The following is a 12,990-nucleotide window of genomic DNA, read 5'->3' as shown; positions in this document are numbered from 1 at the left end:
TACTTGATTTCACGCTTCCATACAATGCCATTTTGATATTCAGCACTTTGCGATCTGACCTAGGGCTTGGCTTGATCTTTCTTTAACTCGATGATCTGATTAGGCGGGATCATGACGTAAAGCGGCTGAACTACCAACCTCCAGGCCCACGCAAAAAAAGGGAGCGTTACCGCTCCCGCACTAACTTTCGTTCGATATAGACAACCAGCTGGTACATCCCCGTCGCCACGACTGCAATGATGACCAGGCTTGACAGCACCAAGGTAAAGTTAAACACCTGAAACCCGTAAACGATCAAGTATCCAAGCCCGATTTTGGCCACAAGGAATTCCCCAACGATGACACCAACCCAGGCCATGCCCACGTTCACCTTCAGCGTGGATACGATGGTCGGGAACGATGCGGGCAGGATAGCCTTTAGAAACACGTCACGCCGCGATCCACCAAACGTGCGGATCACCTTGATCAGGTTGGCGTCCACTTCATTGAAGCTGTTAAACACGACCAGCGTCGTTACGATGACTGTAATTGACAACGTCGTTACGACAATAGCCGTGAAGCCGGCGCCAAACAATACGATAAAGATCGGGCCAAGCGCCACCTTTGGCATACTGTTGAACACGACCATGAAAGGGTCCAGTACGCGGGATAGAAACGGGGACCACCAGATAAGGACCGCCAGCAAGGTACCGATCAGCGTCCCCAGCAGGAAACCTACCGCCGTTTCGCCCACCGTCATTGCTAAATGTGGCCACAACTCGCCGCTGACCGCATCTTTGACAATTTGCCGGCCAACCTTGGACGGGTAACTAAAGATGAGCACATCAATCCATCGCATCCGGCCTGCAAGCTCCCAACATCCGATGAATAACACGAGGATCAGCGCCTGAACACTCACCACATAGTTACTTATTCGTCGTTTGCGTTTGCGGTACAGATGCCATTTCTCCTGTAGCCAGGCCTGCTGATTGGCGTCCGGTTTGGTTACGGGCTGTGCCAAGGGCTATCCCTCCTCCCTTTCCGACGTTTCGAGATCCCGCCAGATTTCATGGAACAGTTCGTTGAAGCCTTCGGCTTCCCGGGCATAAAACGGCTGCGCGTTCCGGATCTGCTCCGGAATTTCGTACATGCTGCGGATCCGGCCGGGTCTCGGAGCCAGAACGATAACCCTGTCGCTGACCGCGATCGCTTCGGACAAATCGTGAGTCACCAGGACGCCCGTTTTCTTGCGTTGCTTCAGGGTCCCCCACACTAAATCCTCCAGTTGCAGTTTCGTCTGATAATCAAGCGCCGAAAATGGTTCATCCAGCAGCAGGAGCTCGGGATCGGTCGCTAGCGTTCGCACGAGGGCGACCCGTTGACGCATTCCGCCCGACAGCTGGTGAGGATATAGGTTCGCCGTATCGCCAAGGCCCATTTCAGCCAGCAAGTTCCGGGCTTTTTCGGTGCTTTCCGGCGTTAACCGTCCCGTCAGCTCAAGCCCCAGCACGCTATTACTCATAATGGTCCGCCACGGGAACAAATAATCTTGCTGCAGCATATAACCGACCTGAGGGGTAGGCCCCGTCACCGATTTGCCGTGCAGCAGCACCTCCCCCCGGGTGGGAGAGAGTAGACCTGCCATGACGGAGAGAAGCGTGGTCTTTCCGCAACCGCTGGGACCAACCAGACTGATGAATTCACCCGGCTCCACCGTTAAATTCATCCCTTGCAAAGCGAGGACGGCCTCCCGGTCCGTCACATAGACTAGATCCAGGTGTTTCAGTTCCACGACAGAAGGCAAAAGCGCTCACGCTCCTTTTCCGTTATAGTCACTTACTTAACTGAGTTCACGGCTTTATCGGCGAAGCTGTTATTGACCAACTCACCTACATCAACCCGTTCATTCAGCTCTCCAGCGCTTTCCATCACGTCAAGCAGGTTATTCCACGAATCCTCTGCCAACGCCGGCGTTTCGGCATAACTTCCTTGCTCCTGATAACGCTTGATCGAACTAATCAAGATATCCATATCCGTATCTTTAAAATAAGGAGCGACGGTTTCTGCGATTTCCTCCGGCGTGTGAGACTGGACCCAAAGCTGGGCTTTATGGACCGCGTTCGTAAACTTCTGAACGACTTCCGGGCGATCGTTCATATAGCTCTGTTTGGTCATGAATACCGTGTAAGGCAGCCTTCCGCTCTCCGTACCAAAGGAAGCGACGACGTGGCCTTTCCCTTCCTTCTCAACAATAGATGCTTGCGGTTCGAACAACTGGACGAACTGTCCCGTTCCCGAGACGAATGCCGCTGTGATGTTGGCGAAATCCACATTCTGAATCAGCTCTAGATCCTGGTGCGGATCAATCCCGTGTTTGCGCAGGGTGAACTCTCCTGCCATTTGCGGCATGCCGCCTTTCCGCTGACCAAGGAAGACGCTGCCCTTCAGCTTCTCCCAATCGAATGCTCCGGAGTCTCGGGCAACCAGGAAGGTCCCGTCGGTTTGCGTCAATTGAGCAAAATTAATCACCGGATCCTCCGAGCCTTGCTGATACACGTAGATCGAAGTTTCCGCTCCAACCAGCGCCACGTCGATCGCTCCCGACAGCAACGCCGTCATCGTTTTGTCGCCACCCGCTGTCGTCTGCAGCTCTACATCAAGTCCTTCCTCTTTGAAAAAGCCTTTTTCCAATGCGACATATTGAGGGGCGTAAAATACGGAACGGGTGACTTCCCCGATTTTCACCTTTTGGGTTTGGCCGCTTCCTCCGCAACCGCTTAGGGCTGCTGTCAGGAGAACGATGAGCGCGAGCCATAACACCTTACGAGCGTTGTTCATGCCGTTCACCTCTCCTTCTTCATGGAGTTTCATAGCCAACCGATTTCTAGCGGTTGACCAGAACATACTAAATAGTATGCGATGGCCCAGCAAAAGGTTAAGAGCACAAAAAAGGCTGTCCCGGGCGGATGATTCCGCCTTAAGGACAGCCTCAAAAAGGATGACGGCTAGATGCCGTAAATGCTTTTGAATTTATGCTCCAGATATTCCGCGAGATAATCCGGGTTCAGCTCTTCCCCGGTGATTGCCAAGATGATTTCCGACGGCTTCCGGCTCTTCCCGTATTTGTAGATTTTGTCGGTCAGCCATTCCTTGATCGGCTGGAAGTTGCCATCCGCAATGAATCCTTCGAACTGCGGCATTTCCTTACGAAGCGTGTTTGCGATCTGAGCCGCATACATATTGCCTAACGCATAGGAAGGGAAGTAACCAAATAGCCCGCCCGACCAGTGAACGTCCTGCAGCACCCCGAGCCCGTCATTCGGCGGCGTCAAGCCGAGATAATCGCGATACTTCTCGTTCCATACCTTAGGCAGCTCGCTGACCGGCAAAGCTTCATTAAACAGCATCTTCTCGATCTCGTAACGGATGATGATATGCAAATTATAAGTCAGTTCATCCGCTTCGATCCGGATGAACGAGTTCTCCACGCGATTGATCCCGAGAAAGAACGCCTCCGGTGTAACGTCTTTGAGCTGTTCAGGGAAATGCTGCTGTAGTTCTCCGAAATATCGCTCCCAGAACTGCAGGCTGCGCCCGACAAAGTTCTCCCAGAAGCGGGACTGCGACTCGTGGATCCCCATCGACGTGCCTTGACCAAGCGGTGAACCGGCTAGCTCTGGAGAAACGTTTTGCTCATATAATGCGTGTCCTCCTTCGTGTAAGGAGCTAAAGATGGCGCTGGCGACATCATCCTGCTTGTAATTGGTTGTGATCCGCACATCGCCATGATTCAACGTCGTTTGGAACGGGTGCACGGTCTCGTCGATCCGCCCAGCTTCGAAGTCGTAGCCGATTTGTTCGAGGAGGAAACGGCTGAACTTCGCCTGTTGTCCCGCATCGAACAGCTGATCCAGGAAAGGCGCCTCCGGCTTGTTCTTCGCCGCTGCCACCGCTTCAACCAGCGGTACCAGGCGGTCGCGCAGCTGTCCGAATACCTGGTCGAGCTTCTCTACCGTTAGATCCGGTTCATACATATGTAGCAATGTATCATAACGAGTGGCCTTCGGACCCCAGTAGTCGATAAATTCCTGCGTTTTCTCCACAATTTGCGTTAAGTAAGGTTCAAAGCCGGCGAAATCACTATTTTCCTTGAAATCCTCCCACATCGTTTCGGCATGGGCGGTCAACTCGGTATATTCCCGGAATTTCTGCGGAGGAATCTTAACGCTTCGATCGTACTCCTCCTGCACGTCAAGCACCATCCGACGTTTGACATCGTCCAATTCATCCAGAACGGAAGGTTGATTCAAATAAGCCAAATATTCGCCCATTGCTGCTGAGGTTTGCAGTTTAAAAGCTTCCGTGGACAATAGACCGATGGTAGCGGCCCGGGTCTCTGCGCCTTTCCGCGGTGCGCCGGTGCGCAAATCCCAATTCATCAGCGCAACGGCTTCCCCGTACCCGTGAATCTTTTGCAGAAGCTCTCGAAAGAGCTCCCATTTCTCAACCGTTTCCTGCTTCATGACAACTCCCGCCTTTACTGGTGAAATTTACTGCTACTCTTGATGATACTTTTAACAAACCTTATAATCAAATTTTAAGCGGGCGAAATCACCTTATTTTGAAATATTTCATTTTCATGTAAAGGAGCTGTCTTCATCTTATGAAAATATCATTAAACCCGACGGCTGATAAACTCATTGCCGACAAGCTCGGCACGAAGTCCGGCCTACTCCGCCTTGTGTATGATACGGAAAACTGCGGCTGCGGAATGAGCGGGGTTCCGGTGCTCCACATCGTGTCCGAGCCCGGCGCTTATGACATTCCGATGGAGAATGAGGTTTACCCGTTCTGGATCGATAAGATGCAGGCGATATTTTTCGAAGAAGAGCTTACCCTGAAGGGGGAAGAAAACACCGGTACGTTCCGATTAGACGGACCCTCGCAATTTTACAAATCGAACATCCCTTTGATTGACCGCCGGTAATTCGCCGGTGTCCACAACCCAAACCTAAGGAGGCAGGTCAAATGAATCAGCTGCAATCTATTTTGGATTTCAACCGCAAGTTCGTGGAAGATAAGGAATACGAGAAATATGTGACGGATAAATTTCCCGAGAAGAAGATGGCTATTGTTACCTGTATGGATACTCGGCTTACAGAGCTTCTCCCTAAAGCGATGAATTTGCGTAACGGCGACGTGAAGCTGATCAAGAACGCCGGCGCGGTGATTTCCCAGCCTTTCGGCAGCGTCATGCGCAGTCTGCTCGTCGCGATCTACGAGCTTCATGCGCAAGAGGTGTTCATCGTCGGTCACACCGGCTGCGGGATGGCCGCGCTGAATTCGGACCGGATGATCGGATCCATGCGGGAGCGGGGAATCAGCGACGACACGCTGAACACGTTGGAGAACTCCGGCATCAAGTTGAATAAATGGTTGCGCGGTTTCGATAACGAGAAGGAAGGTGTCATCCAGACGGTAAATATCGTCAAGAAACATCCCTTGCTCCCTGCCGATATCCCTGTTCACGGGATGTTGATTAATTCCACGACGGGCGAATTGGAACTCGTGATTGACGGATACCAGCCGCATCCGAAGTAAAATAAACAAGAACAGCGTGCATCGCCTGCATTGGGAAAGGATGAAGCAACAAGATGACGTATCATTTCGATGAACGATTGCCGCGGCGAGGAACCTACTCCGAGAAATGGGATCTTGGACGGGAGCTGTTCGGCGATCCCGATGTACTGCCTTTGTGGGTGGCCGACATGGACTTCCGATGCGCCCCGGCCATTGTCGAAGCAGTCACCGAACGGGCCAAGCATGGCATCTACGGCTACACAAGCCGGCCTAAGGAATACCTCGATGCCATCACAGGCTGGATGGAACGCCGGCATGGATGGAAGGTCGACGCGTCCTGGTTGACCGACACTCCGGGCGTCGTACCTGCGCTTGGCGTAGCCGTTCAAGTGTTAACCGAACCGGGGGATCAGGTGATCCTGCAATCCCCGGTGTATAATCCGTTCTATGATGTGATTCGCAATAACGGACGCGAGATCGCCGAGAATCCGCTGATTCTTGAAAATGGGCATTATCGGATGGATTATGTTCAGTTGGAGTCGCTAATGCAGGGCGGTGCCAAGCTGATGCTGCTATGCAGCCCCCATAATCCCGGTGGCCGGGTCTGGACCCTGGAGGAATTGGAACGGCTCGGCGAGTTATGCTTGAAATATGGCGTGAAGGTCGTCTCCGACGAAATACATGGCGACCTTGTCTTCGCGGATCACCGCCATGTGCCGTTTGCTTCGCTCTCCGAAGCTCACGCCGGCATCACGATCACCTGCGCGGCCCCTTCCAAAACGTTCAACATTCCCGGTCTGTCTACGGCTTATACCCTAATTTCAAATGTAGCCATCCGCAAATCTTTTGCGGAGCGCATCAAAACGCTGGCTATTGGATCGCTGAACTATTTCGGCCCTTCTGCCACCATCGCCGCGTACACGCAAAGCGAGGATTGGCTGGATGCCGTCTTGGACTATATCCGCGCAAACCGTGACTTCGCGATCGCTTATCTTGCGGCGCACCTGCCAGCCGCGGCCCCAATCCTCTCGGAAGGCACCTACTTGCTATGGGTAGATTGCCGGGCTTTGGGTTGGGACAAAGCTCAAATTAAGCAAATGATGTATAAGGAAGCCAAAATCGCCTTCACCGAAGGCTCCGTTTACGGTCAGAACGGCGAAGGGTTCCTGCGAATCAATCTTGCTTGTCCGCGTTCTTTGCTTCAGGAGGCGCTGGAGCGTTTTTGTACAGCGGCTGCCGCTCGAAACGCTTAAAAGGCAATGTGAATAACCCTACCCGAACGCAACAAAGCCGGAAGACTCTTGTCTTCCGGCTTTGTTGATTTAGGTGCGACGCATATATGCTCGAACGGTTATCGGTGCAAATACAGCCACAATGACGGCGGCCCCGAGCAAGGATGTCACCAGATCCCCGCCCACGGTCCCTGTATTGACTAACTCCCGAACCGCGGTTACTAGATGCGAGATCGGATTCACGTTCGCAAACCACCCTAGCCATTTCGGCATCGTTTCGACTGGTACGAACGCATTGGATAAGAACGTCAACGGAAACAACACGATCATTGAAATGCCTTGTACGCTGGATGCCGTCCGTGCGATAACCCCAAAAAAAGCGAATATCCAACTGATCGACCAGGAGCAAACGATGACGAGCAGCGCAGCAAGGGCGACATACGCAAGGCCTCCATCCGGCCGATATCCCATGAGGTATCCCATTGCGAACGTTAAGACCGTGGCGATCGTATAGCGGACCGTGTCGGCCAACAAGGCGCCGGCCAGCGGCGCAATCCGAGCGATCGGCAACGACTTGAAACGGTCGAAGACGCCCTTCTCCATATCCTCACGTAGTTGCACCCCGGTGACGATCGACGTCGAGATCACGGTCTGCACCAAAATCCCCGGGATAATGACCGGCAAATAACTTAAAACATCCCCCGAGATCGCCCCGCCAAAAATATAAGTGAACATCAACGTAAAAATGATCGGCTGAATCGTTACGTCAAACAGTTGTTCCGGTGTTCGCTTGATTTTAAGTAAGCCCCGATACGCCATGGTCAACGAATGGCGGAGCGATTGACGGAAGCTCGTGTGGTTCTTCAGAGGCCGTGCGGCTTCGGAGTTGACTGTCGTGCTATTCACGCGATTACCTCCTTCTGCTTCAGTACGGAACCGTCCGTGCCTGCGGCGGCATCTTCTTCAACGCCATGCCCAGTCAGGGTCAAAAACACTTCATCCAACGTCGGCTTCTGGACGCTTAGCTCCATCAAAGCAATACCCGATTCGCGTAAGGCGATTAATAGGTCGGTAACTTTATCCCCTTCCGCCAGCGGGGCGGTGATCTTTCCGGCCTCCGCCGAAATATTCGTCGTTACTCCCAGCATCTGTTCTACAATCCGGCGGGACTCCGTCAGATCGAGCGGATTGCTGATTCTTAGCTGCAGCGACGAGGCACCAACCGAGGACTTCAACTCGTCGACGGTTCCTTCTGCAATGACCTGCCCGCGATCGATCACGGCGATTCGATCCGCCAATTGATCGGCTTCGTCCAAGTATTGCGTCGTTAACAACACGGTTGAACCGGAAGCGACCAAGCGGCGGATCGTATCCCACATCTGCGTCCGCGTCCGCGGATCCAACCCCGTGGTCGGTTCATCCAAGAAGATCAGCGGAGGCTGGGCGATCAAGCTCGCGGCCAAATCCAGCCGTCGCCGCATCCCGCCGGAGAAATGCTTCAGCGGGCGTTTGGCCGCTTCAGACAAGCCGAATTCCTCCAACAGCTCCTCCGCTTTTCGGCGAGCTTCACTGCGCCCTAACCCTAGGAGTCTGGAGAAAATGACGAGGTTCTCCGTAGCGCTCAGCGTTTCATCCACGGAGGCGTACTGTCCGGTCACGCCGATCAACTGGCGGACGATATGCGGCTCCTTGACGACATCATGTCCGAATATGCGGGCGGATCCCCCATCCGGACGAAGCAAGGTGGCTAACATGCGGATCGTTGTCGTTTTCCCGGCCCCGTTAGGTCCCAGCACTCCGTAAATCATGCCACTTTCCACCCGCAGGTCTACTCCGTCCACGGCACGGCTTGTTCCGAATAGTTTGACAAGTCCATCGGCTTCGATGGCCGGTGCGTTAAGTCCTCCCCTTATGGCGGAAGTTTTCGTACTCATTTGTTGTATCCTCCTATCTCAAGCCAATATGATCTACAGATAGGAGGTTAACCGAGTTAGGTAAACTGAATTTAAACGGTTGGAATAATGACAACTAGATCACGGGAATACCTTCTTGATTCAGTCTTTTTTATTCTGTTTCTTCAGCTGTTGTAATGCCTTATCGTAAGCGGTCTTACGATAATTCATCGTATCTTGGTACTTTTTCTCCAACTGCTTAAACTGTTTGCTATCAAACTCTATCCATACCATCAGCTGCTCAGTATTCGGTAACATGTCTTGCTTCATATTTTGTCGTTTACGAGCCGTACAACATAAATACTTATGCTGCAATTCAATCTGAGTCACCTCAAACCAGGGGTCGAGACAGGCTCCGAGATTTCCGGCATAGAACGTTTGTTTATGATCATAGAAGGGATGATATCCGTAAGGAACCGTAACGACCAAGGTCCCCTCATCCCTCAGAAAGCGGAAGGCTTGTCGCAGTAAAATCGAAGGGTTGGCGAAATGCTCCAGAATCTCTCCCAAAATCACCGTATCGAATAGTGTGGTCGTTTTCCATTCGGCGACATCGGTCAATAGGAACTTTACATTTTCTCGTACCGAGCCTGATTCCTTGGCTAGTTCCCGCTTAGCGTAGCGAATGCTCTCTTCCTCCAGATCGATGCCGGTAACCCGCAATCCTTCACGTGCCAGCAAAATCGAAGTAATCCCCTGACTGCATCCCACGTCAAGCACGCTCCTCCCAACAACCGAACGACATATCCAATGAACCCGAGCCCGCGTCGCTTCATGTGACTCTATCGAATTAACAAGACCGTAGTATCGTTCATTTACCCGATCATGTATGACCATCCCGTTCACCTCCTCCATGTTTGCTATACTTTCCGTTGAATTCCACTAACCCATAAACTCCTTCAGAACCTTCTGTTGCTCCGCCTTACTCATCCGCCCTTTAACCGGAAGTTGTCTGGGTAGAGAGTTATAGCGGTGAATCACCTCCACGAAGTTGCGAGGAGTTAATATTTCGTGAGGTAATTCAATGACATTTCCGTGCGTGCCGCGGCCCGGAAGCTTGTAGCGATATCCGGACAAATATTCCGATGTCTTGTACAAAAATACATAATAAGGCGGAGATGTTCGAAACATGGGAACCATTTCTTCATGAATAGAGTCTAACGCGTATCCGTTTTGATTGATCAAAGCGAGCGTACCATCCTTGGGCCGACAGTCAACCAACTGCTGGATGTAAGATTTATGATACATATCGTCAGACTCCATACGAACCAGATACAAATTTTCGCATGATCCAGCAAAGGCTTTCATTTGCTCTATCCCCTCTTGAGGCGTTACAAACCTAACATTCCGCGGAAGTCTGGGGTATTTAGCCAAAATATCAGTGATGATGAGCTTAGTTTCAGGTACGATCTTGAAAATCGCCAGAAAGTTTTGATTGGTTTGAACCTGCAGTGATTTCAGAGTAAAATTGTGAAAAATTTCGATTCTATTCTCCAACCATGAGCGTGTAAGTCGTTGCGAATTAAATCCAAACGTATTGAAATTGCTTTCGATTACAATCTTTTTCAACATTTTTGCCCCTCCTTTTTCTTTAGTCCCACTTAAGCATGTCATGATTTGATCTCGCAAAGGCGGGACTACCGATCTTCCACTATATGCTAGAGACAAAAAAACGGACAGGACGTATTCCATAAATCTCTGAGAAAATAGTCAAGCGAACTGCCTAAATTTGCCAAGAGGTACAAGCACACAATGCAAATAGATCTCGCAATCATAAACTGGAATTATCAAGCCATTGAAAGGAATGAAATGTCCGATGCCTCAAATTTATTTAGAAACTAGAGACTTGCTTAAGAGAATTGAAGAAGCGGTCGTGAACCGGAAGCCGTTTTCCTTGGTGCGGATCGGCGATGGGGAGAACTTGGTGATGGCTCAGCAAAACGTCTGGTCTTTATCAAAAGTGCTTCAAGAAAGATGGGCGATTAAAGCCAACCGCGGGGAAAAAGGCATCCATTTGCCGAATCTGCCATTGCGTAACGCCGTCGTTTCTTCCGTCCGGAAGGCCACTGTTGTAGGGATTCTGCCCGCTGATGACAATACGATCAACGCACCGGATTATTTAAAAAGACCGTTAACCGATCAAATCCTCTCTTATTACCGAATCGAACCCGCCGTGATCTGCCATGCCGGTGTGAATCGGGAACTGGCCCGTATGGAGGAGTTCTGGTCGCTTCTGTCCGGTCGGAGGGTTTTGATTCTCACACGGGAAGCTCATAAGATCAAGGAACGTCTCGAAAAGAAGCCGTACAAGCAAAATATCGTGCACGCCTTGGCCTTTAATCAGTGGCAAGAGTACCGGAGTACGCTGAAATGGATTACTGCACATAAGGATAGCTTTGACGTCGCTTTGATCTCCTGCGGGGTTAGTGCAGTTGTTCTGTCCGAGCAGATTGCTGCCCTCACGGGTAAGGTTGCGCTCGATTTCGGCAAAGCGAACAATATTATACTAAAGGGGCGCCCCAACTAAGAATGGGACGCCCTTTGTGATCATATCTCCTCCTAACGCCTTACTTCCCGATGCGCATCACGCGATCCGCCCAATCCTGGTAGAAGGAGCGTTCGTGGGAGACCAGCAGCACGCTGCCGCGGAATTCAATTAATGCTTGACGCAACGCTTCCTTGGCAACCTGATCCAGGTGATTGGTGGGTTCGTCGAGGATCAAAAAGTTGCAAGGGGTGAGCAGCAACCGGCATAATTTCACTTTCGACTGTTCCCCGCCGCTCAGCGTTCCGATCTCTCGTGAGGCCAGCGTCTGATTTATCCCGCAACGAGCCAATTGTTTACGAATCTCCTTGCCGTCTAAATCGGGACGATAGTCGGAGATATATTGGATCGGCGATAGAGTCGGATTCTCCCAAGCAAGATCCTGCTCAAAATAGCCAATATGCACCCGATCCGCAAAACGAGCATCACCGGATACGGGAGACAGCCTCCGAACCAACGTGTTTAGCAACGTCGACTTGCCGATGCCGTTGAAGCCTGTTACCACCAGTTTTTGACCGCCTGGTACTTTAAAAGAAAGCGGCGGCAACAGCGGCTGACCATAACCGACCACGAGCCGGCGTGTCTCCAGCGCGATAAGGCCGGGTGGCGCCAGCTCTTGAAACCGAAACGCAGGTGGATGGGTCTGAACCGGCGGTCCCAGACGTTCCATCCGCTCCAGTTGCTTGCGCCGTCCTTGGGCGATTTTACTGTTAACGCCAGCAATGTTCTTGCGGATATAGCTTTCCGTTGTTTCAATTTTCTTCTGCTGTGCTTCATAACGTCGTTCGTAATCGAGTCGCAGATGTTCCTTCTGTCGTACATAGTCATTGTAGCTTCCCGGGTATTTCCGCATTGACCCAAACTCAATATCACAGATGCAGTTCGTGACCTTCTGGAGGAACGCGGCATCATGAGAAACGATGACATAAGCGCCACGGAATGCAACCAACGCGCCGGACAGCCATTCTACATGCTCCCTGTCCAGGAAATTGGTCGGCTCATCGAGCAGCAATACATCCGGCTCACTGAGCAGCAACTTAGCCAAGATAACCCGAGCCCTTTGGCCGCCGCTTAACTCCGACAGCGGCCTCTCCATACCCATCGCATGAATTCCCAGGCCCATGGCCGTTTGTTCAATTCGGCTGTCGATCCCGTAAAAATCACCGGTATCCAGCTTTTCCTGGCATAACGCCGCCTGTCTCAACTTGCTCTCATCCCCCGTGATCGCAACCTCCTGATAGATCTCGGTCATTTTGCGTTCCAACTTATAAAGTTCGTCAAAAGCGGTTTTCATATAGTTGCGGATCGTCACATCTCCCGGTATCCGAGCATATTGATCCAAATGACCCAACCGTAGACGCGGCTGCCATCTGATGATGCCTTGATCGGGAATCACCTCGCCGGTTAACATGCGGATCAGCGTGCTTTTTCCCGCGCCGTTTTGCCCGACGAGTCCCATATGCTCTCCCGCATGTAATTCCAACGAAGCCGCGCGATAAAGTTCCTTGTCCGCGAAACGATGGGTAATGCCGCTCATTTCTAATAAACTCATGTGAATGACCTCTCTTCTGTTGAAATAAAAAAAAGCAGAGAAACAAGCGCCTAACGGCGCCAGTCCTCTGCTCTGGGGGAACCCCGTAAAAAAACACAAAGGACCAAGGACAAAACATTGTCCTTGGTCCTTAAATCATGCATTTACCGG

The 12,990-nt window shown here is 51.6% G+C and carries 13 protein-coding genes; 4 read left to right on the top strand and 9 right to left on the bottom strand.

The window, feature by feature from the left end; all coding sequences use genetic code 11:
- Positions 1-166: 166 nt before the first annotated feature.
- The 4 genes from KJS42_RS11980 to KJS42_RS11965 form a co-directional block, all read right to left on the bottom strand.
- Positions 167-1,000: an ABC transporter permease gene (locus tag KJS42_RS11980; RefSeq protein ID WP_213622966.1), complete on the bottom strand. Its 834-nt coding sequence runs from the start codon at positions 998-1,000 to the stop codon at positions 167-169.
- 3 nt (positions 1,001-1,003) lie between these two features.
- Positions 1,004-1,783: an ABC transporter ATP-binding protein gene (locus tag KJS42_RS11975; protein ID WP_213622965.1), complete on the bottom strand. Its 780-nt coding sequence runs from the start codon at positions 1,781-1,783 to the stop codon at positions 1,004-1,006.
- Positions 1,784-1,815: 32 nt separating this feature from the next.
- Positions 1,816-2,817, bottom strand: a complete 1,002-nt coding sequence (locus KJS42_RS11970) for an ABC transporter substrate-binding protein (protein ID WP_155607951.1) — start codon at positions 2,815-2,817, stop codon at positions 1,816-1,818.
- A 167-nt stretch (positions 2,818-2,984) separates the two neighbouring features.
- Positions 2,985-4,502: a carboxypeptidase M32 gene (locus tag KJS42_RS11965; RefSeq protein ID WP_213622964.1), complete on the bottom strand. Its 1,518-nt coding sequence runs from the start codon at positions 4,500-4,502 to the stop codon at positions 2,985-2,987.
- Between the two features lie 140 nt (positions 4,503-4,642).
- On the opposite strand from KJS42_RS11965, the gene KJS42_RS11960 reads away from it, so the two are divergent.
- Genes KJS42_RS11960 through KJS42_RS11950 form a run of 3 tightly spaced genes read left to right on the top strand, consistent with a single transcriptional unit; the run spans position 4,643 to position 6,812 of the window.
- The gene (locus tag KJS42_RS11960; RefSeq protein WP_193416153.1) at positions 4,643-4,966 is read left to right on the top strand and encodes an iron-sulfur cluster biosynthesis family protein; all 324 of its coding nucleotides are present in this window, start codon (positions 4,643-4,645) and stop codon (positions 4,964-4,966) included.
- Between the two features lie 41 nt (positions 4,967-5,007).
- Positions 5,008-5,580 carry a beta-class carbonic anhydrase gene (locus KJS42_RS11955; RefSeq protein WP_155607948.1) on the top strand — a complete coding sequence of 191 codons (573 nt, stop codon included), beginning with the start codon at positions 5,008-5,010 and terminating at the stop codon, positions 5,578-5,580.
- A gap of 53 nt (positions 5,581-5,633) precedes the next feature.
- Positions 5,634-6,812, top strand: a complete 1,179-nt coding sequence (locus KJS42_RS11950) for a MalY/PatB family protein (protein WP_213622963.1) — start codon at positions 5,634-5,636, stop codon at positions 6,810-6,812.
- Between the two features lie 69 nt (positions 6,813-6,881).
- Here KJS42_RS11950 and KJS42_RS11945 read toward each other — a convergent pair whose 3' ends face one another.
- The 4 genes from KJS42_RS11945 to KJS42_RS11930 all read right to left on the bottom strand — a co-directional run bounded on the left by KJS42_RS11945 (position 6,882) and on the right by KJS42_RS11930 (position 10,315).
- Positions 6,882-7,697 (bottom strand): ABC transporter permease, encoded by an 816-nt coding sequence (locus tag KJS42_RS11945; protein ID WP_213622962.1) that lies wholly within the window; start codon positions 7,695-7,697, stop codon positions 6,882-6,884.
- Positions 7,694-8,725: an ATP-binding cassette domain-containing protein gene (locus KJS42_RS11940; protein WP_213622961.1), complete on the bottom strand. Its 1,032-nt coding sequence runs from the start codon at positions 8,723-8,725 to the stop codon at positions 7,694-7,696. Before KJS42_RS11940 ends, KJS42_RS11945 begins: the two co-directional genes overlap by 4 nt.
- A gap of 120 nt (positions 8,726-8,845) precedes the next feature.
- On the bottom strand, positions 8,846-9,580 hold the full coding sequence (locus KJS42_RS11935) for a class I SAM-dependent methyltransferase (protein ID WP_213622960.1): 735 nt from the start codon (positions 9,578-9,580) through the stop codon (positions 8,846-8,848).
- A 45-nt stretch (positions 9,581-9,625) separates the two neighbouring features.
- Positions 9,626-10,315: a glycosyltransferase gene (locus KJS42_RS11930; protein ID WP_213622959.1), complete on the bottom strand. Its 690-nt coding sequence runs from the start codon at positions 10,313-10,315 to the stop codon at positions 9,626-9,628.
- Between the two features lie 232 nt (positions 10,316-10,547).
- Here KJS42_RS11930 and KJS42_RS11925 point away from each other — a divergent pair, with 232 nt between their 5' ends.
- Positions 10,548-11,270 (top strand): GT-D fold domain-containing glycosyltransferase, encoded by a 723-nt coding sequence (locus KJS42_RS11925; protein ID WP_430149465.1) that lies wholly within the window; start codon positions 10,548-10,550, stop codon positions 11,268-11,270.
- 40 nt (positions 11,271-11,310) lie between these two features.
- Here the strand turns inward: KJS42_RS11925 and abc-f are convergent, their stop codons facing one another.
- Entirely contained in the window at positions 11,311-12,840 is a 1,530-nt protein-coding gene (gene abc-f, locus KJS42_RS11920; RefSeq protein WP_213622958.1) for a ribosomal protection-like ABC-F family protein, read from the bottom strand.
- Between the last annotated feature and the right edge of the window lie 150 nt (positions 12,841-12,990).

It is taken from the genome of Paenibacillus sp. J53TS2, assembly GCF_018403305.1.
Classification (GTDB): domain Bacteria; phylum Bacillota; class Bacilli; order Paenibacillales; family Paenibacillaceae; genus Fontibacillus; species Fontibacillus rhizolycopersici.
The sequence above is the reverse complement of the archived record's forward strand: the minus strand, read 5'-3'. Positions and strand labels throughout refer to the sequence as shown.